The 18295-nt window shown below is 60.6% G+C and carries 19 protein-coding genes and 1 tRNA gene; 14 read left to right on the top strand and 6 right to left on the bottom strand.

The annotated features are described in order from the left end of the window. Window positions 1–63 precede the first annotated feature (63 nt). Window positions 64–846: an SAM-dependent methyltransferase gene (locus tag AB7A72_RS03860; RefSeq protein WP_369459055.1), complete on the bottom strand. Its 783-nt coding sequence runs from the start codon at window positions 844–846 to the stop codon at window positions 64–66. Then, window positions 843–1439, bottom strand: a complete 597-nt coding sequence (locus AB7A72_RS03855) for a Maf family nucleotide pyrophosphatase (RefSeq protein ID WP_312417303.1) — start codon at window positions 1437–1439, stop codon at window positions 843–845. The genes AB7A72_RS03860 and AB7A72_RS03855 overlap by 4 nt, the downstream gene beginning before the upstream one ends. Window positions 1440–1465: 26 nt before the next feature. Between AB7A72_RS03855 and AB7A72_RS03850 the strand changes: the two genes are divergently transcribed. The 12 genes from AB7A72_RS03850 (at window position 1466) to AB7A72_RS03795 (ending at window position 11842) form a co-directional block, all read left to right on the top strand. Beyond that, window positions 1466–2017 (top strand): YceD family protein, encoded by a 552-nt coding sequence (locus AB7A72_RS03850; protein ID WP_369459054.1) that lies wholly within the window; start codon window positions 1466–1468, stop codon window positions 2015–2017. A 161-nt stretch (window positions 2018–2178) separates the two neighbouring features. Next, a complete protein-coding gene (rpmF, locus tag AB7A72_RS03845) occupies window positions 2179–2361 on the top strand; it encodes a 50S ribosomal protein L32 (RefSeq protein WP_021027949.1) in 183 nt (60 codons plus the stop codon). 129 nt (window positions 2362–2490) lie between these two features. Beyond that, entirely contained in the window at window positions 2491–3543 is a 1053-nt protein-coding gene (gene plsX, locus AB7A72_RS03840) for a phosphate acyltransferase PlsX (RefSeq protein WP_312461754.1), read from the top strand. A 5-nt stretch (window positions 3544–3548) separates the two neighbouring features. Beyond that, window positions 3549–4529 (top strand): beta-ketoacyl-ACP synthase III, encoded by a 981-nt coding sequence (locus AB7A72_RS03835; RefSeq protein ID WP_239810966.1) that lies wholly within the window; start codon window positions 3549–3551, stop codon window positions 4527–4529. Between the two features lie 66 nt (window positions 4530–4595). Continuing rightward, the gene (gene fabD / locus AB7A72_RS03830) at window positions 4596–5540 is read left to right on the top strand and encodes an ACP S-malonyltransferase (protein WP_369459053.1); all 945 of its coding nucleotides are present in this window, start codon (window positions 4596–4598) and stop codon (window positions 5538–5540) included. Next, a complete protein-coding gene (gene fabG / locus AB7A72_RS03825) occupies window positions 5537–6283 on the top strand; it encodes a 3-oxoacyl-ACP reductase FabG (RefSeq protein WP_369459052.1) in 747 nt (248 codons plus the stop codon). The genes fabD and fabG overlap by 4 nt, the downstream gene beginning before the upstream one ends. 105 nt (window positions 6284–6388) lie before the next feature. Next, window positions 6389–6628: an acyl carrier protein gene (acpP, locus tag AB7A72_RS03820; RefSeq protein ID WP_021027954.1), complete on the top strand. Its 240-nt coding sequence runs from the start codon at window positions 6389–6391 to the stop codon at window positions 6626–6628. An 84-nt stretch (window positions 6629–6712) separates the two neighbouring features. Then, on the top strand, window positions 6713–7957 hold the full coding sequence (fabF, locus tag AB7A72_RS03815; protein ID WP_369459051.1) for a beta-ketoacyl-ACP synthase II: 1245 nt from the start codon (window positions 6713–6715) through the stop codon (window positions 7955–7957). Between the two features lie 131 nt (window positions 7958–8088). After that, window positions 8089–8631, top strand: coding sequence for a hypothetical protein (locus AB7A72_RS03810; RefSeq protein ID WP_369459050.1), 543 nt, complete (start codon window positions 8089–8091; stop codon window positions 8629–8631). A 59-nt stretch (window positions 8632–8690) separates the two neighbouring features. After that, window positions 8691–9326, top strand: coding sequence for an RNA polymerase sigma factor RpoE (gene rpoE / locus AB7A72_RS03805; RefSeq protein ID WP_182343191.1), 636 nt, complete (start codon window positions 8691–8693; stop codon window positions 9324–9326). 56 nt (window positions 9327–9382) lie between these two features. Further along, the gene (locus AB7A72_RS03800; RefSeq protein WP_369459049.1) at window positions 9383–10150 is read left to right on the top strand and encodes a sigma-E factor negative regulatory protein; all 768 of its coding nucleotides are present in this window, start codon (window positions 9383–9385) and stop codon (window positions 10148–10150) included. 219 nt (window positions 10151–10369) lie between these two features. Then, window positions 10370–11842, top strand: a complete 1473-nt coding sequence (locus AB7A72_RS03795) for a DegQ family serine endoprotease (RefSeq protein WP_373450759.1) — start codon at window positions 10370–10372, stop codon at window positions 11840–11842. Window positions 11843–11986: 144 nt separating this feature from the next. Here AB7A72_RS03795 and AB7A72_RS03790 read toward each other — a convergent pair. Then, a tRNA-Arg gene (locus tag AB7A72_RS03790) sits at window positions 11987–12063 on the bottom strand. A gap of 248 nt (window positions 12064–12311) precedes the next feature. On the opposite strand from AB7A72_RS03790, the gene AB7A72_RS03785 reads away from it, so the two are divergent. Next, complete coding sequence (locus AB7A72_RS03785) at window positions 12312–12743, top strand: hypothetical protein (protein ID WP_369459048.1); 432 nt, start codon at window positions 12312–12314, stop codon at window positions 12741–12743. Between the two features lie 255 nt (window positions 12744–12998). Here AB7A72_RS03785 and AB7A72_RS03780 read toward each other — a convergent pair whose 3' ends face one another. From AB7A72_RS03780 to AB7A72_RS03770, 3 genes are all read right to left on the bottom strand, one after another. Next, the gene (locus AB7A72_RS03780; protein ID WP_369459047.1) at window positions 12999–15398 is read right to left on the bottom strand and encodes an autotransporter outer membrane beta-barrel domain-containing protein; all 2400 of its coding nucleotides are present in this window, start codon (window positions 15396–15398) and stop codon (window positions 12999–13001) included. Window positions 15399–15735: 337 nt separating this feature from the next. Next, window positions 15736–16656, bottom strand: a complete 921-nt coding sequence (locus AB7A72_RS03775; RefSeq protein WP_369459046.1) for a hypothetical protein — start codon at window positions 16654–16656, stop codon at window positions 15736–15738. Between the two features lie 259 nt (window positions 16657–16915). Then, window positions 16916–17434 carry a MarR family winged helix-turn-helix transcriptional regulator gene (locus AB7A72_RS03770; RefSeq protein WP_312461762.1) on the bottom strand — a complete coding sequence of 173 codons (519 nt, stop codon included), beginning with the start codon at window positions 17432–17434 and terminating at the stop codon, window positions 16916–16918. A gap of 81 nt (window positions 17435–17515) precedes the next feature. Between AB7A72_RS03770 and AB7A72_RS03765 the strand changes: the two genes are divergently transcribed. Then, a complete protein-coding gene (locus AB7A72_RS03765) occupies window positions 17516–18280 on the top strand; it encodes a glucose 1-dehydrogenase (RefSeq protein WP_312461763.1) in 765 nt (254 codons plus the stop codon). Window positions 18281–18295: the final 15 nt, after the last annotated feature.

Raw genomic sequence — 18295 nt, 5'->3', positions numbered from 1 at the left:
GCGGTGCCTTGGCACCGCTTTTTTCATGGTCGCAGCCGCAAGGGCTGCAGCCTTTAACGGCCTTCAACGGCCAATCGCAAATACCATCGGGGTGCGGTTGTCCAGGCTGGTGTTGAGCGGCTTCCACTGCTTGACCAGGCGGCTTTGTGTGTTGGCGCTCTCCAAGGTCAGTCCGCTGGAGATGGACAGGCGCGTGTTGGGCTGCAAGGTTTGCAGCAGCGCGCCCAGCAGGGCCTGGTTGCGGTAGGGGGTCTCGATGAAGATCTGCGTCTGGCCCTGGCGCAGCGCCAGCTGCTCCAGCTCGCGCAGGCGGGCGCTGCGGTCGGAGGCATCGCTGGGTACATAGCCGACAAACGCAAAGTTCTGGCCATTGAGGCCACTGGCGGCCAGTGCCAGCAGCAGCGAGGTGGGGCCGACCAGCGGCACCACATCGATGCCCGCGTCGTGCGCGGCGCGCACCACCGAGCTGCCAGGGTCGGCAATCGCAGGCATGCCCGCCTCACTGACCAGGCCCACATCATGGCCTTGCAGTGCGGCGGCAACCAGGCTGCTGCTGTCGCTGCTGGCGGCGGTCTGCGGATTGTGGTCGCCTTTTTTATGGGCTTCGCGCGGCAGCTCGGCAATGGTTTGCTGTTGCAGTGGCAGCGCCAGCGGTGCAACGGCATCCACCCGCTTCAAAAAAGCGCGGCAGCTTTTGGCGTTCTCGCAAACCCAGTGGGTGATGCGGGCGGCGGCTTGCACGGTGTGCAGCGGCAGTACATCGGTCAGCGGCGCCTCGGTGGCGCAGCCGAAATCGAGGGGAGTGGGCACCAGGAAGAGGCGGCCTTTGGTGGTTTGTTGGGTCATGGCAACAGCAATCCGGCAGCGCGCAGCAAACGGGCTGTGCGGATCAGGGGCAGGCCGATCAAGGCGGTGGGGTCGTCGCTTTCGATGGCATCGAGCAAGGTGATACCCAGGCCTTCGCTCTTGGCGCTGCCAGCGCAGTCATAGGGGGTCTCGGCGCGCAGGTAGCGCTCAATCTCGGCATCATCGAGCGGGCGGAACACGGTGCGCACCACGGCGGTATCCGCCTGCGCAAAGCCGCTGGCCTTGCAGACCACGGCCACAGCGGTGTGGAACTGCATGCTTTGTCCGCTCATCGCGCGCAACTGCTCCACCGCCTTGTCATGCACCATCGGTTTGCCCAAGGGCTGGCCATGCAGGTCGGCCACCTGGTCCGAGCCGATCACGATGGCATCGGGGTACTGGGCGGCCACCGCATGGGCCTTGGCCAGCGCCAGCCGCAGCGCCAGCGCGGCCGGGCTCTCGCCGGGCTGTGGGGTTTCGTCCACATCGGGGGCGGCCGTCTCGAAGGGCAGGCGCAAACGCGACAGAAGCTCTCGCCGGTAGCGGGAGGTGGAGCCCAGTACAAGGGCGCGGGGCATCAGGGATTCAGACATGCCCAGATTCTCTTACACTGGCGCGCATGACAAAGGAATTTTCAGTCAATCGCCTTGAGATCAAGGCCTTTGCCCACCAAAACGCGGCGCTGGAAGGCGAGCTGCCCCTGGGGCAGCTGGCACGTTTGCTGGCTGAAGACCAGCGCGGCCAGGCCGCTGCGGCCGAGCCTGTGCGCTGGGTGCTGGATGGTGAATGGGTGGAATCGGCTGGTGGCGCAGGCCAGGCCTGGCTGCATCTGCATGCCGAAACCGGGATGCAGCTGCAGTGCCAGCGCTGCATGCGCCCGGTGGATGTGGCCGTCGAGAGCAGCCGCTCCTTCCGCTTTGTGAAGGACGAGGCCACGGCGGCCGCGCTGGACGATGAAAGCGAAGAGGACGTGCTGGTGCTGGCGCCCCAGATCGATGCGCTGGAGCTGATCGAGGACGAGCTGCTGATGGCCTTGCCCATGGTGCCGATGCACGATGTCTGCCCGGTCGATGTGAAGCTGGAGTCCGCCACCCAGGATTTCGACGACCGCCCTGCGGAAAAAGCCAATCCTTTTGCGGCGCTGGCATCGCTGCGTATCGATAAAAACTAATCCTAGTGTGGGTGGCTTGAAGCCTGCTTGCGATCTTTGCTATAATTTGAGGCTTCGCGCGAATCCCTCGTGTCTTTAATGGGCTAGTCGCGTAAATTTAGGGCATGCGTTTGTGATTGCGCAGGCCATGTCACCAACCCTTTCAAGACTCAGGAGCCATCATGGCTGTTCAACAAAACAAGAAATCCCCTTCCAAGCGCGGCATGCACCGTTCGCACAACGCACTGAATGTGCCTGGTATCGCTGTGGAGCCTACCACCGGCGAAACCCATATGCGCCACCACATCAGCCCCAACGGTTTCTACCGTGGCCGCCAAGTGCTGAAGAACAAGTCGGAAGCCTAAGCCATAGCTGTATAAAAAAGGCCCGCAGCTACATAGTAGCGCGGGCCTTTTTTATTGCTTGCCAGGAAGCGGCGCGGGGCGCGGCGGACTGGAACTCGGTGCGAACAACGTCAAAGAATTACCGAACGAATGATCACACTGGCCGTCGATTGCATGGGTGGGGACGCAGGTATCCGTGTCACGCTGCCCGCATGCAGGAAGTTTTTGGATAGCCACCCGGATGCCCATCTGCTGATGGTCGGGCAGGCGGAGGCATTGCAGTCTTTTCAGCACGAGCGTGCGACCATCGTGCCTGCCAGCGAAGTGGTCACTATGGATGACCCGGTGGAAGTGGCGCTGCGCAAGAAGAAGGATTCTTCGATGCGGGTAGCCATCAGCCAGGTGAAGACAGGCGCCGCACTGGCGGCCGTATCGGCGGGCAATACCGGCGCGCTGATGGCCATTGCCCGTTATGTGCTCAAGACGATGGAGGGCATCGACCGCCCGGCTATCGCCACCCAGCTTCCCCATGCCCAGGGCGGCGCCACGACGGTGCTGGACCTGGGCGCCAATGTGGACTGCACGGCAGAGCATCTGCTGCAGTTTGCTGTCATGGGCTCTGCGTTGGTCAGCGCCCTCGAAAACACCGAAAACCCCACCGTCGGCCTGCTCAATATTGGTGAAGAAGCCATCAAGGGCAGCGAGGTCATCAAGCGTGCCGGCGAGCTGCTGCGCACGGCTGGCCAATCGGGTTATCTCAACTTTTACGGCAATGTCGAAGGCAATGACATCTTCAAGGGCACGGTGGATATCGTGACCTGTGATGGCTTTGTCGGCAATGTCACGCTCAAGGCCAGCGAAGGCGTGGCCAGCATGATCAGCAACGGGCTCAAGCAGGAGTTCAAGCGCAACCTGCTCACGAAGATCGCCGCAGTGATCGCTTACCCGGTGCTGGCGCGCTTGATGAAGCGGGTGGACCACCGCCGCTACAATGGGGCTGCATTGCTCGGATTGCGCGGCCTGGTTTTCAAAAGCCATGGCTCGGCCGACGCGGTGGCGTATGAGCATGCCTTGCGGCGCGCCTATGATGCCGCCCGCAATGATTTGCTGGGGCGTGTGCAGACCAAGATTCAGACGGCAGCGCCCCTGCTGATGTCGGCAGACAGCGCTGCTGCTGCCAAAACCGTGACGTCTCCTACCTGAATTCGATGAGTATTTATTCCCGCATTATCGGCACTGGCAGCTACCTGCCGCCCCGTCGTGTCACCAATGATGAGTTGGCCGCTGAAATGGCCACGCGCGGTCTGGAAACCTCCGACGAGTGGATTGTGGAGCGCACTGGCATCAAGGCGCGCCATTTTGCAGCGCCCGATGTGGTAGCCAGCGATCTGGCGCTGGAGGCGTCGAAGAACGCCCTCCAGGCTGCCAACATCCAGGCCACCGATATCGACCTGATCATCGTCGCCACTTCGACGCCGGACATGGTGTTCCCGTCGACCGCCGCGATTCTGCAAAACAAGCTGGGCATCGCCAATGGCTGCCCGGTGTTTGACATGCAGGCGGTGTGCAGCGGCTTCGTCTATGCGCTGACGGTGGCGGACTCGATGATCAAGTCCGGCAGCGCCAAGCGTGTGCTGGTGGTGGGTGCCGAGGTGTTCAGCCGCATTCTTGATTTCAATGACCGCACCACCTGTGTGCTGTTTGGCGATGGTGCCGGCGCCGTGGTGCTCGAAGCCTCTGACAAGCCCGGCATTCTGGCCACCGAGCTGCATGCCGATGGCAGCCATGTCGACATTCTGTGCGTGCCGGGCAATGTCTCGGGCGGCCAGGTGATTGGCTCGCCGCTGCTGCGCATGGATGGCCAGGCCGTGTTCAAGCTCGCCGTTGGTGTGCTGGACAAGGCCGCGCGCGCTGCGCTCGAAAAAGCCGATATGCAGGAAGCCGATATCGATTGGCTGATCCCGCACCAGGCCAACCTGCGCATCATGATGAGCACGGCGCGCAAGCTCAAGCTTGCCCCTGAGAAGGTGGTCGTCACGGTGGACCAGCATGGCAACACCTCGGCAGCTTCGATCCCGCTGGCGCTGGACCATGCGGTGCGCAGCGGCCAGGTCAAGCCTGGGCAGAATGTGATGCTGGAAGGCGTGGGCGGTGGCTTCACCTGGGGCGCCGTGCTGCTGACCATGTAGCATGGCTCGGCTTTGCCGAGACTGCTGCCATCCGCCGATTGATAAAAAACTGATTTGAACCGAGACATGAGCGCTTTTGCATTTGTATTTCCGGGCCAAGGCTCGCAGTCCGTGGGCATGCTCGATGCCTGGGGTGGCCACCCCGCCGTTGTCCAGGCTTTGCAAGAAGCCTCGGATGCGCTGGGTGAGGACCTGGGCGCGCTGATCCAGAACGGCCCCAAGGAAACGCTGGCACTGACCGCCAACACCCAGCCGGTGATGCTGGTCGCGGGTGTTGCCGCATGGCGTGTCTGGCAGGCCGAAGGCGGCCCACAGCCGATGGCCGTTGCAGGCCACTCGCTGGGCGAGTATTCGGCACTGGTGGCTGCTGGTGTATTGACCTTGAGCCAGGCCGCGCCGCTGGTGCGCCTGCGTGGTGCTGCGATGCAGGAGGCCGTGCCCGTCGGCGCCGGTGCCATGGCTGCCGTGCTGGGTCTGGATGCCGAGAAGGTCAAGGCCGTGTGCGCCCAGGTGACTGCCCAGCTGGGTGGCGCTGAGGTCGTCGAGGCGGTGAACTTCAACGACCCCGGTCAGACCGTCATCGCCGGCTCCAAGGCCGCGGTGGAAGCGGCCAGCCTGGCCGTGAAGGAAGCGGGTGCCAAGCGCGCGCTGCCGCTGCCGGTGTCGGCACCTTTCCATTCCAGCCTGATGAAGCCCGCTGCTGAAAAGCTCAAGCTTGCGCTGGCCGAGCTGCAACTGGCTGCGCCCCGGATTCCTGTACTCAACAATATCGATGTGGCGATGCCCAGCGAGGCCGATGCCATCCGTGATGCGCTGTACCGCCAGGCCTTTGGCCCCGTGCGCTGGGTTGAATGTGTGCAGCGCCTGCGTGCGCTGGGCGCCACCCATCTGGTCGAGTGCGGCCCGGGCAAGGTGCTGACCGGCATGACCAAGCGCATTGACCCTGAACTCGTCGGTGTGGCTCTGTACGACCCCGCCACCTTGCAAGAAACCAAAGAAGCCATCGCATGACTGAAACCACCTCCACAGCCAAAGTCGCCCTGGTTACCGGCGCATCGCGCGGTATTGGCGCGGCCATCGCCCAGGCGCTCGGCGCAGCCGGCTACCAGGTGATCGGCACGGCAACGACCGAAGACGGCGCTGCCAAGATCTCGCAAGCGCTGTCGGCCTTTGCCGGCTCGCACGGCGTTGCGCTGGATGTGAACAATGGCGCTGCCGTCGAAGCGCTGATCGACAGCCTGGTCAAGACCCAGGGCGGTCTGCATGTGCTGGTCAACAATGCCGGTATCACCCGCGACACCCTGGCCATGCGCATGAAGGATGACGACTGGGATGCCGTGCTGGGTACCAATCTGAAGGCCGTGTTCGGTGCCAGCCGCGCTGCCATCCGTCCGATGATGAAGCAGCGTTTTGGCCGTATCATCAGCATCACCAGTGTGGTGGGCGCATCCGGCAATGCCGGTCAGGCCAACTACGCGGCCGCCAAGGCGGGTGTGGCAGGTATGACGCGCTCGCTGGCCAAGGAGCTGGGCAGCCGTGGCATTACGGTCAACTGCGTGGCGCCTGGTTTCATCGAGACCGATATGACGGCCCAGTTGCCCGAAGAGCAGAAGAAAGCACTGCAGTCGCAGATTGCCTTGGGCAAGCTGGGACAGCCGCAAGACATTGCCAACGCTGTGGTCTATTTGGCCTCAGACGGTGCCGGTTATGTGACCGGACAGGAGTTGCATGTCAATGGCGGCATGTATATGTAGATTTGACGAAAGTTGAATGCCGTTTCCTCGCGACGGCAAGTTGCACTCAGGTATTGCTGAAGCAGCTAGAATCGCGGGTTCATTCACAACCCCCAGAGGGAAACCATGAGCGATATCGAAGCACGTGTCAAGAAAATCATCGCCGAACAACTCGGCGTGGAAGAGTCTCAAGTAACGAACGAAAAGGCCTTCGTGGCCGACCTGGGCGCTGACTCGCTGGACACCGTGGAACTGGTGATGGCTTTGGAAGATGAGTTCGAGATCGAGATCCCTGACGAAGACGCAGAGAAGATCACGACGGTGCAGAACGCCATCGACTACGCCAACAGCCACCAAAAGGCTTAATTGATTGCGCATGCACTTGGCGCCCCTGGGGCGCAAGTGTCTTGCTGCCAATCTTCCGAGAGATCAACAAGAAAGTTGTAACGCATGAGTCGCCGTCGCGTCGTCGTGACTGGTCTGGGTTGCATCAGCCCCGTGGGTAACACGGTTGCTGAAGCCTGGTCCAACATTTTGGCCGGTCAATCCGGCATTGACCTCATTACCAAGTTCGACACCACGGATTTCAGCTGCAAGATTGCGGGTGAGGTGAAGGGTTTCGATCTTGAGTCCTATATGAGTGCCAAGGAAGCACGCACGATGGACTCCTTCATTCACTACGGCATCGCCGCAGCCCAAGAGGCTGTGAAAGACGCCGGCCTGCCTTCGGGCGAGGCACTGGATGAAGAGCTCGCAACTCGTATTGGCTGTGTGATCGGTTCGGGTATCGGTGGCCTGCCGCTGATCGAGAACACACACGGTGAATATGAGCGCCGTGGTGCGCGTCGCATCACGCCTTTCTTTGTTCCCGCGTCCATTATCAATATGGTCGCAGGCCATGTATCGATGCGTTTTGGCTTCAAGGGCCCGAACCTGTCGGTGGTGACCGCTTGCACGACCGGCTTGCACTGTATCGGTGAAGCTGGCCGCATGATCGAGTACGGCGATGCCGACGTGATGATTGCAGGCGGCTCCGAAGCCACTGTTTCCCCGTTGGGTGTGGGAGGGTTCGCAGCGATGCGTGCACTGTCCACACGCAATGACGATCCCAAGGCGGCATCGCGCCCCTGGGACAAGGGCCGTGACGGCTTTGTACTGGGTGAGGGCGCCGGTATTGTGGTGCTTGAAGAGTACGAACACGCCAAGGCCCGTGGTGCCAAGATCTATGCCGAGCTGCTGGGTTATGGCATGAGCGCTGACGCCGGTCACATGACCGCGCCCAACATGGACGGCCCACGCCGCGCCATGCTGGCTGCCCTGCGCAATGCAGGCGTCAATGCCGACCAGGTGGACTACCTCAATGCCCACGGCACGTCCACGCCGCTGGGAGACCTCAACGAAACCAATGCCATCAAGGCGGCCATGGGTGACCATACCAAGAAGATGGTGGTCAGCTCGACCAAATCGATGACCGGGCATTTGCTCGGTGGTGCTGGCGGCCTGGAGAGCGTCTTTACCGTCATGGCATTGAAGGACCAGAAGATTCCCCCGACCATCAACCTGGTGGACCAGGATCCGGAATGTGATCTGGACTACTGTGCGAACACGGCGCGTGACGCCAAGCTGGACATTGCCGTCAAGAACAACTTCGGTTTTGGCGGCACCAACGGTACGCTGGTGTTCAAACGGGTGTGATGAGGCGGGCGTCTCGGCGCCACTTCTGATATGCCTCGATAAGGCCTCTGCTGCAGAGGCCTTTGTCGTTTTTGGCGGGCATGGGCAACGCAAGGGCGTCGCGTGCTCCCCGCAGGGGTTTGCCCTGCGCCATGCCGGAGCGCCGTATTGCACAATGGGGTGATGTCTCTATTCAGCGCCTCCTCATGGGACAGCATCACGGCTCCCGCGCAATGATGGCGCCGCAGACTTGGGTGCTGGCGAGTCCTTCGCGCATCCGTCTGCTATTGGCGTGCTGGGTGGGGCTCACGACTGTGCTGGGTTTCGTCTGGATGCATGTGGCCGCCCCTTCTGCCTGGCAGCGTGCCCTGGCCGTGGCTGTGTTGGTACTCGCCATGGCGATCACCTGTCGTATGCCGCTGTGGCCGCAGGGAACTTGTTTGTGCTGGACAGGCTCTCAGTGGTGCCTCGGGCAAGGCCCGCTGGCATCGGCACACCGCCAAGCGCTGGCACAGTTGGCCGTGCTGATGGATGGGCAAAGCTGGATTTTGCTGCAGGCCTGGCCGCTGCAAAACGATGGACGCAGTCAGTGGCTGCTGGTGGTGAAAGCCTCTAATCCAGAGCGTTGGCCGGATATTCGTCGGGTTTTATACTCGTCCCTTGCCGCTGAACCGCAGAACATCCATCAGGTGTAAGCCTACAGCTGAACAACCACAACAATAGCTGCAAGCTTGTAGCCAAGAGGGCCTCTTTTATGACGGGAACGCCAACGGCCAGTACCCCGAATGCAAATGACAGCGATCTGCACCTGGTGCAGCGCACGGTGGCAGGAGATCAAAAAGCCTATGGCCTGCTGGTACTCAAGTACCAGCGACGCATTGAACGCCTCATCGGACGCATGGTGCGCGATGTGGATCTGGTGCCTGACCTGGCCCAGGAGACTTTCTTGCGTGCCTATCGTGCACTCCCGCAGTTTCGGGGAGACGCGCAGTTCTACACCTGGCTGTACCGGATTGCCGTCAATACCGCCAAGAAGGCGATGGTCGAGCTCAGCCGCAATCCGGTGATGACCGAAAGCGCGCTGCGCGGAAAAGACGATGACGATGAAACTTATGTGCCCGGGCGCGAACTAACCACAGATGAAACGCCGGAAACGGTTATTGCCGCCCAGGAAATTGCCCAGGCGGTCAATACCGCGATGGATGCGTTGCCCGAGGACCTGCGCCAGGCGATCGTGCTGCGTGAGATTGAAGGCATGTCTTACGAAGACATCGCCGCTGCGATGGATTGCCCCATCGGTACCGTGCGGTCGCGAATCTTTCGTGCCCGCGAGGCGATTTCCGCCAAGGTAAAGCCCATGCTTGAACGCCAGTCTGGCAAGCGTTGGTAGCTGATATGAGAGTGATGACTGGCTGCAAGGGCCTGGGGCCCGCTAGGAATATGGCTATGAATCTCGAAAACCAAGCATTGAACAAGAGCACACAGGCTGCCTGTGAGCAGCTGTCCGCCTGGATCGACGGTGAATTGGATGACCAGACGCTGAGCCAGCTGCTGGCCGCGTTGCCGGATCTGGCAGACGATGCGGATTGCTACGCCTCGGTGCAGTCCTACCAGGTCATTGGCGACCTGATGCGCACGGCGCATGCGCCGTGCTCTGACAGCCTGGCATTCCTGAATGCATTGAATGCCAAGATTGCGCTGGAGCCACCGTTGGTGGCCCAGGGACAGCCCGCACCAGGCGATGTGGCCGTGCCCGCAGTGGCCACGGCCGCTGCGCAGGCTGTCACACCTGCCGCCGTGCAGGATGCTGCCAACCATTCGGTCTTCCGCTGGAAGATGGTGGCCGGCTTTGCCACGGTGGCTGCTGTCGCCATGGTGGGCTGGAACAGTGTGGGCCTGCTGTCGAACGGCTCGGGCAATGATGGACGCCAGCAGATCGCGTCAGCCGCTGCTCCCCAGGTGGTCGCTTCGGCGGCTTCTGGCCGGCCTGCAGCGGGGTCTAATGCCCAGGGGCTGGTCCAGCAGCAAGTGACGGTCGGCCAGAACTCCACGATCATGCTGCGTGATCCGCGCCTTGACGAGTTGCTGGCGGCACGCGGTCAGATTGGCGTTACTGCCAACCTGCAAATGCCGGCTGGCTTCTTGCGCAATGCCACCTTCAATGCAGAAAAGCGCAGTGATGGCTGTGCCGACAAGGCCTCGCGCCTGTGCTGATCAGGCGCTGATTTCCTCCAAAAACACCTGCTGTGCAGGTGTTTTTTTATGACTTTTAGCGCCAGAGGCTTGAAACCTGTGGTTTGCTGCCTATCTGATGGTGATGCACGCTTGGAACCTTGAGGCAGATGGCCCCTCCAATTGCGGCACGGCGCCATTGCAAGTGGCTTGGGTCCCTGCAGATGCTGCGCCGCCCCCATTGTCAAATTGAGGAGTGATATGTCTCTAAAGCGTTGGAAGCCTTTTCAGATCAGCGCACTGGCGGCCATCCTGTCCGTCAGCAGCGCGATGATGCTGCCAGCGGCAGCCCAAACCCCCGCGCCTGCGGTCGTGCGTGGCTTGCCTGATTTCACTGACCTGGTCGACCAGGTCGGGCCATCGGTGGTCAATATTCGCACGATGGAAAAGGTCTCCAGCCGCCAAGCGCAAAGTGGTCTCGATCCCGAGATGCTGGAGTTTTTCAAGCGCTTTGGCCTGCCTGTCCCCAGCATCCCCAAGCAACAACGCCCGCAGCGCCCAGGCGCGGATGGCGATGAGGTGCCCAGCGGCCTGGGCTCCGGCTTCATCCTGACGGCAGACGGCTATGTGATGACCAATGCGCATGTGGTCGATGGCGCCGATGAAGTCATCGTGACCCTGACCGACAAGCGCGAGTTCAAGGCCAAGATCGTCGGCGCCGACAAGCGCACCGATGTGGCGGTGGTGAAGATCGAGGCCACAGGCCTGCCTGCCGTCAAGATTGGCGACGTGAACCGCCTGCGCGTGGGTGAGTGGGTCATGGCGATCGGCTCGCCGTTTGGGCTGGAGAACTCGGTGACCGCCGGCATTGTGTCCGCCAAGCAGCGCGACACTGGTGATTACCTGCCCTTTATCCAGACCGATGTGGCCATCAATCCCGGTAACTCCGGCGGCCCGCTGCTGAACATGCGTGGCGAGGTCGTGGGTATCAACAGCCAGATCTACTCACGCTCGGGCGGCTTTATGGGCATCTCGTTCTCGATTCCCATCGATGAAGCGGTGCGCGTGAGCGACCAGTTGCGCGCCACCGGCCGCGTGGTGCGCGGCAAGATTGGGGTGCAGATTTCCACCGTCAGCAAGGATGTGGCCGAATCGATTGGCCTGGGCAAGGCCCAAGGGGCGATGGTGACCGGCGTGGAAAGTGGCTCGCCTGCCGAGAAGGCTGGTGTGGAGGCGGGTGACATCATCACCAAGTTCGACGGCAAGCCGCTGGAGAAGCTGGCCGATCTGCCGCGTTGGGTGGGTAACACCAAGCCAGGCTCCAAGAGCACGGTCACCGTATTCCGCCGTGGCAAGACCTTGGACCTGCCGATCACCATCATCGAAATTCCGTCAGACGCCAATGCAGATGCTGCTGCTTCGAGCAAGGAGCCAGAGAAGGCCAAACCTTCGACTGCAGCGCAGCAGCTGGGTCTGGTGGTTACCGACCTGACCGATGCACAGCGCAAGTCCATGCATCTCAAGGGCGGTGTGCAGATTGTCTCGGCTGATGAGGCTGCTGCCCGTGCCGGTCTGAAGCAAGGCGATGTGATCCTGGGTATTGCCAATACCGAGATCAATGACGTCAAGCAGTTCGACGCGGCTGTTGCCAAGGCTGACAAGTCCAAGCCCGTCAATGTGCTGTTCCGCCGGGGTGAGTGGACGCAGTATGTGCTGATTCGCCCGACCAAATAAACCGTCCGCGCACTGTCGCTGTGCGGGTTTCAAGCCGGTCTCCTGGATGGAGATCGGCTTTTTTCATGGGGCGGTTGGATCAATGTGGCGCCCGCCCCAGCAACGAAAAAGCCTCAGAGCATTGCTACTCTGAGGCTTGACGTTTGGTGCGGCTGGCAGGAATCGAACCCACGACCCCTTGGTTCGTAGCCAAGTACTCTATCCAGCTGAGCTACAGCCGCTAAGCCATCGATTGTAGCACGCAATCTTGAACCATTTACAGATTTTTTTGGTCCGTTGAACCAAGCGGACTGGACCAGGGGCTGGTTGGGCCAGTCAGCTCTTGGTCATCCTCTCCGTTGATGGCATGCAGATATCACAGCGAACGGCCTGTAGCGCTCCGAGTGAACGTAGTACATATTCACTATTTTTGGGGATTGACCGTTGGTAGGCGCAGTCCGATAGTTAGCCATATTGTTAATTTCTGTATATGGCTGCTGAAATGAGGTTGTACAGGCTTTCGATCTTGGGGTGGTTGCTGGCTTTGGGCTGCGTGCTGATGCATGCCCTGCCTGCTGCTGCATCGACCAGAGATGCGCCAGAGAACTACAACCTGCTGCGCTTGCAGCAAGTGTCGGCTGTTGGCCCTGGACCCCATGCAAGCCGTCTGGCCAGTGCCTGGGCGCAGGGTGTGGCTTTGCCTGGCACCGATGCGCATGCCCCTCCGCTTGGCAGTGCGCAAGATGACGAGACGGTTTTCCACCGTGTACGACACAGCATGGGTGCGGTGAGCGAGCAAGCGGTCGGCGTTTGGTCCAGGCCCACTCCGAAGCTGGGCGGGTTGGTGCTCGTCTTGCTGACAGTGTTCGCACTGGTGCTAGGATTTTTAAGCCTGCGCTGGCACCGCGAAACAGCGCAATGACCCGGGAGATACCATGCCAAGCATCTTCCCAATCACCAAAAGATCCGTTTGCATGGTGGATCAATGATGCCCTTCAGTTTTTGAAGCGGCTGTGCGCCCGTGCATCGTATGGCGGGGGCGCAATGCCGTACCAGGTGGCTTGGACTCCAGCATGCGGCGACCTTTCTCAGACTTCCGGATCGATTCAGGTTTTGCCGAAAGGGTGGCCTTTGCGGGGAGGGCGATACCGGCAACGTGACCGCGTTTTGTGGATCCCTAATGCGTTTTCTGGTGCGCTACTGCCTGCTGTTGTTGGCGGCGAGCCAGCAGCATGCCTGCCCCACTAAGGCTGAGAGACAGCAGTAGCAAGCTGCCGTACCCAGAGGAAGGAACTGCCTTGACGGCGGCCCCCCCGTTGTCGTCGTCTCTGACCAGCACCTGTGCGGGAGTGCCTGCTGGCTCATAGCTGCCCGCAGCAGTGGCTGGCGCGATTGACAGCTCTGCAAGGACGTCGCCGTCATTCGGGTCGGTATTGGGGGTTGCCACGATGGTGCAAGTCGCGGTCGAAGCGCCCGCTGGTATGGTGATGCTCTGAGGGCAGGAGGTGCTGTAGCGTGGATTGGCGGCGGGAAGATTCAAGTTCACGCTGAGCCCTTGCGCCGGAGCCGCTTGCGAGAGCGTCAAGGTGCAGGTGCTGACCTGGTTGACAGAATCAAACAGCTGCGCAGGCGTGCAGGCAACGCTGACGGTAGGAGCCAGCAACATGGATTGCAGATACCAGTTATTGCCTACCTTGTTCAAGGTATAGCTGAAGCCACCAGCACTGATGCTGCCGCCCTCCAAGCTAAACACGGCATCGGATGCGCCATCGACCTTGACCACCAGAATGCCATTGCCGCTGGTGACGGCGCCCAATCCGTTGGCATTCACGATGCGCAAGGTGCTGGCTCCGCTGGTGCTGCCGTTGACTTCCAGCACATCAGACGCAGAGTTGCTGTCGCCGAGTACCGTGTCGAGGACCACCACATTGCTGGCTGTGCCACTGAAGTTGCCTGTGAGCGTCAGGCGATCATCCGCAGCCGCGCTGGCATCCGCGAGGCGGATGGTGCCCGCACTCGCGATGCTGCCATACACGCTGAAGGTACCTTGGGCAGCGCTGGCATTGAGTGTGGCTGCACCATCGATATTGAGCTGCGCCGCTGCGCCACTTTCGAACAGCGAGCCGCTGAGCTGCAAGTTTGCTGCATTGGCGAGGTGGATCGTTTCCCAAAGGGTCAGGTTGCTTCCGTTGGCAAGATTATTGCTGCCGGTGAAACCGCGCATGGCTACACCATCCAAGGTCAAGATGTCGTTACCCGCACCGCCATCAAACTGGGGAGCTTGCGACACATCCACGCCTGCAAGCAAGGTGAGGGCGTCGTCGCCTTCGTCCATGGCCGTGATGCCGACGAGTGTCCCCCCGCTCGCCTGCATGCTGTCATTGCCTGCGCCCATATGGATGCTGCCGGTTATCGAGCCGCCGGTGTGGACCAGCGTATCGGCGCCGCCACTTAAAAACACGGATCCGCTCACTGTTCCTGCGTTGTTCAGATGCACGGGCACGTCCTGATAGGCCAGTACGGCGTAACTTTGTGGATCCGAGCGAATGATGCCACTGGCGCTGTTGTTGATGGTTTGCAAGGCCGTCAAGCCGGCTGCGGAAGGGAGCACCATCACCGCAGCTCTGAACGCAGGGTCCGGAATGGCAGTGCTGGACTTGATCTCCAACAGTCCGCTGTTGTCAATCGTGGCTGGATTGGTGTTACTGGCAGCACCCGATTGGGCGGCATATACATAATTGCTGGGGCTGTCGACGATCACGCTGCCGGTGTTGTTGATGCGAGAGAGACCGGTGCTATTGGCGTAACCAATGATGGCTATGCCCCCTATCGCCGACGTGGCCCCAGCACTGGTATTGACCACGCTGACACTGCCGCTATTTTCTACCAGGGAACTGGCCGTTGCGCGCTGGTAAATTCCGGTACTGCCTAATGTACGTGTTGGATGGGTGTTGGTGACATGGATTTGCCCGGCATTGATGGTGCTGCCACTGCCACCGCTTGCAGGGTCCCACATGCGCGGCTGAAAGCCGTTGGTAAAAGCGTCTGCCGAAGACTGGGAATTCACCACGCCCGTATTGGTTACGGTGAAATTTTGCGCAAGCACCTCTATCACATTGTTCGAAACACTCGCGCCGGTCGCCGTATTGGTAAACGTAATACTGCCAGCGTTGGTCACCGTCGCTTGGCTATTTGCGGCGCTTGCTGCTACCGCCACCACATCCAATCCACTATTGGTCAGCGCAGGGCTAGCGGTAGTCATGACGAGGCTGGCGCCCGCTTCATTGCGGAAGCGGGCGGCGCTGAAATTGTTGTTGGTCAGGTAGCCAATATTGGCCAGTGCTCTGCCGCCTCCCGCCGGTATTAGATAGAGCGCATTATCCCAGGTCATCTTGCCTTGATTGATAACCAACACACCGTTCGCCGCTGTCTCAACCGCATAGATCAATCCAATACTGGCGCCATTCAGCGTCATATCACCTGCGGCGTCGTTGGTGAGTTGAACGTTTGCCGCATTGATCTGGTACTGGCCTGTCGTTGTGCCGCTGCACAAAACCGAGCCCCCTGCGGTGCCCATGGGCGAGGGCGGTGAGCATGCAGCCCAGCTGGTCAAGGGCAGCGCAAATGCCCCATATGCTGTTGCTACAAAAGCCTTGAGTCCCCAATGAAAAGGAACTCGTACCGATATGGGCAAATAGTTCATGCGCACTAAATTACCAGCTTTATGTATCCCTTTGTTAATATTTTGGCTATGGGGTGGCGCATATTTTTAGATGACGCTCTATTTTTAAAATAGCCTCAAGCCGGTTAAATAGTTGTTATTGCATCTTGTCTTTGTACGCTGCCATGGGTATGCACTTTTGCCGCCAGTTTTCACTGACTGGGTGCAAACATGCAGGCCCATGGATCTAAGGCTAGCGCTGAGCCAGCGCCTTACCGTCCTGCGACATCGCACGCAGATGGCGCTCCACACGCAGGAAAACCACGATCATCATCAAGAAAACGAATGACCACAGCAGCACGGTGAACACCAGCAGGTTGCTGGGTTCAATCAGACGCTGCAGCCAGCCGGACGTCGCCGTCTGCACATCGCTCTCCCCCGCCTTGGCGCTGAACACCATGTTGTAGTTGAGCAGCAGATTGCTGACGGCAATGGATGCGGTCTGCTTGCTGATGCCAGCCTGCACCTGAGGGTCCGCCAGCAGGGTCTTGAGCGCCGCAGGCGCGCCCAGCACGAAGGCGCGGCCTGCATCATAGTTGTAGCTGCTGATGATGCTGCGGGTCTGGTTCAGCAGCACCTCGCCAATACTGGTGGGCTGGGGCTCCCAGCCATCGCCATCGGCTGCCTCGGCAGCGGCAGATGCCGCAGTGGCCGCGTCCAGTGCGGCGATGTCGTTGCCGGCCCGCTCCTTGGCATGCATGGCCTCTACCAGTGCGGGCAGCGGCTGCGCAGGTGCCAGGCCTCGTTCGCTGTTGTCGTCTTCAAGTTTCTTGCGCTGTACCGGATTGCGTTCAATGGCCGCACGTACCAGTGCATCGACTTCTGCAAATGCTGCCACTGCGGCAGTGTCTGCTGCCAGCTTGTCATCGTGTACGACCTGGCTGGAGTCACCATAGCCAAAGTCGGAATAGGTGATCTTCTTCAGCTCTTCGTCGCTGATTTTGAGCGCGGCCCAGTCGCGGCCTTTGTGCATGTCTTCTGCGGCGGTCTCGGGGGAGGGTTTGTGGGCAGCTCCCCAGCTCCACAGCGCAAAGTTGAACAAGGTGAACAACACGAGTACCACCATCACCAGCCGCATCAGGTACAGCAGCGCACTTTCTATTTTTCCGAGCATTTATTCCATCTCTTATCAATTTTCAAAACCCGAGAGTGTGGCATGGGGTTGGGAGGCGATGACGGTTATTGCTCGTTGCTATGGTTACTGATTGTTTATTGCCCCGCGCGCGCTTTCCAGAGCCGGCGGCGGGAAGAAGGGGCTGTAATCACAGTTGATTATTGAAGTCTCGAATGAGCCATGCAGTCGGGATGATCTGCACGATAAAGCCTATCCTCTAACTCGCGATTGCGCTGGTTCAGCCGTATCCGTTTTCCGTTCAGCTCTCCTCCTTGCCCGCATTCTGCTGCGCATCGATCGCTTTCATGTTGTCCAGCAGCTTGAGCAGGTAGTGCAGGGTGTGCACCATGTCATTGCTCGAGAAGCCCTCCAGCGCTTGCTCGTAATAGCGGCCAATCGACTCGGCCGCATCGTGCTGCCACACCTGCTGCCCGGCAGCGGTGAGCTGCACCAGGCGCGAGCGTTTGTCCGCCGGGTCGGGCACGCTGTGTACATAGCCTGCGGCCTCCATGCGCGACAGCAGACCGGTCAGGTTCTGGCGGCTCACCAACAGATAGCGCGCCAACTCCCCCATGCCCATGCCTTCTGCGGTTTCTGGCCGTGACAGGGCCCCCATCACCGCCCATTGCTGTGTGGTCAGCCCCTGGGCTTCCACCGCCTTGGTGCCTGTTTTATGCAACATGTTGGCGCATTGGTAGAGCTTGAAGTACAGCCGGTTGGCCAGGTCGGTGCGCAGCTGGTTCGGGTTTTCTCTAGGAGTTTTGGCGGTTTTGCTCATGATTGGGATATTGCCATGGTACGGCATTTGTGTAAATATATTGTCTAATTACACGATGCAATGCGCAAGAAAGGTGGAATCATGGCACGTTTTGATGGGCAACATGTTGTAGTAACGGGTGGCGGTGGCGGCATTGGGGGTGCGACCTGCAAACGCTTTGCTGGTGAAGGCGCCCGGGTGACCGTGCTCGACAAGCAGCTGGGCGCCGCGCAGGCGGTGGCCGATGCGATTGCAACTGCCGGCGGCCTGGCACAAGCGGTGGCCTGCGACATCACGGATCGCGCCAGTGTGGATGCCGCCGTGCAGCAGGCCGAGCAGTGGGCGGCCATCGATGTACTGGTCAACAACGCGGGCTGGGATGTGTTCAAACCTTTTACCAAGACCCATGAACGGGAATGGCAGCAGCTCATTGCCATCAACCTGGTGGGCGCCTTGCACATGCACCACGCGGTGCTGCCGCGCATGGCAGAGCGCAAGGCGGGCCGGGTCGTCAACATCGCGTCTGACGCGGCGCGCGTGGGCTCTTCGGGCGAGGCCGTCTATGCCGCCTGCAAGGGCGGGCTGGTGGCGCTGTCCAAAACCCTGGCGCGCGAGCATGCCCGCCACAACATCACCGTGAACGTGGTCTGCCCCGGCCCGACGGATACCGCCTTGTTTGCCAGCTACAAGGAGGGCGCGGGCAACCCCGACAAGCTGCTCGACGCCTTTACCCGCGCGATCCCGCTGGGCCGCATCGGCCAGCCAGAGGACTTGCCCGGCGCCATCCTGTTCTTTGCCTCCAGCGATGCCGCGTATGTGACCGGCCAGGTCATCAGCGTATCGGGCGGCCTCACGATGGCCGGTTGAAGGCCCCCCCAATCA

Origin of the sequence: Comamonas sediminis (assembly GCF_041107495.1) — a bacterium.
GTDB lineage: Bacteria > Pseudomonadota > Gammaproteobacteria > Burkholderiales > Burkholderiaceae_C > Comamonas > Comamonas sediminis.
Note: the sequence above shows the minus strand (reverse complement) of the source record. Positions and strands in the feature narration are given on the sequence as shown.

Coding starts and splice junctions, on each gene's coding strand:
- AB7A72_RS03810 (WP_369459050.1), top strand. CDS start 8,089: ATGCCGGAGCGCCGTATTGCACAATGGGGTGATGTCTCTATTCAGCGC.
- plsX (WP_312461754.1), top strand. CDS start 2,491: ATGATCACACTGGCCGTCGATTGCATGGGTGGGGACGCAGGTATCCGT.
- rpoE (WP_182343191.1), top strand. CDS start 8,691: ATGACGGGAACGCCAACGGCCAGTACCCCGAATGCAAATGACAGCGAT.
- acpP (WP_021027954.1), top strand. CDS start 6,389: ATGAGCGATATCGAAGCACGTGTCAAGAAAATCATCGCCGAACAACTC.
- AB7A72_RS03850 (WP_369459054.1), top strand. CDS start 1,466: ATGACAAAGGAATTTTCAGTCAATCGCCTTGAGATCAAGGCCTTTGCC.
- fabG (WP_369459052.1), top strand. CDS start 5,537: ATGACTGAAACCACCTCCACAGCCAAAGTCGCCCTGGTTACCGGCGCA.
- AB7A72_RS03855 (WP_312417303.1), bottom strand. CDS start 1,439: ATGTCTGAATCCCTGATGCCCCGCGCCCTTGTACTGGGCTCCACCTCC.
- fabF (WP_369459051.1), top strand. CDS start 6,713: ATGAGTCGCCGTCGCGTCGTCGTGACTGGTCTGGGTTGCATCAGCCCC.
- fabD (WP_369459053.1), top strand. CDS start 4,596: ATGAGCGCTTTTGCATTTGTATTTCCGGGCCAAGGCTCGCAGTCCGTG.
- AB7A72_RS03860 (WP_369459055.1), bottom strand. CDS start 846: ATGACCCAACAAACCACCAAAGGCCGCCTCTTCCTGGTGCCCACTCCC.
- AB7A72_RS03765 (WP_312461763.1), top strand. CDS start 17,516: ATGGCACGTTTTGATGGGCAACATGTTGTAGTAACGGGTGGCGGTGGC.
- AB7A72_RS03800 (WP_369459049.1), top strand. CDS start 9,383: ATGAATCTCGAAAACCAAGCATTGAACAAGAGCACACAGGCTGCCTGT.
- AB7A72_RS03785 (WP_369459048.1), top strand. CDS start 12,312: ATGGCTGCTGAAATGAGGTTGTACAGGCTTTCGATCTTGGGGTGGTTG.
- AB7A72_RS03795 (WP_373450759.1), top strand. CDS start 10,370: ATGTCTCTAAAGCGTTGGAAGCCTTTTCAGATCAGCGCACTGGCGGCC.
- rpmF (WP_021027949.1), top strand. CDS start 2,179: ATGGCTGTTCAACAAAACAAGAAATCCCCTTCCAAGCGCGGCATGCAC.
- AB7A72_RS03775 (WP_369459046.1), bottom strand. CDS start 16,656: ATGCTCGGAAAAATAGAAAGTGCGCTGCTGTACCTGATGCGGCTGGTG.
- AB7A72_RS03835 (WP_239810966.1), top strand. CDS start 3,549: ATGAGTATTTATTCCCGCATTATCGGCACTGGCAGCTACCTGCCGCCC.
- AB7A72_RS03780 (WP_369459047.1), bottom strand. CDS start 15,398: ATGGGCACCGCAGGGGGCTCGGTTTTGTGCAGCGGCACAACGACAGGC.
- AB7A72_RS03770 (WP_312461762.1), bottom strand. CDS start 17,434: ATGAGCAAAACCGCCAAAACTCCTAGAGAAAACCCGAACCAGCTGCGC.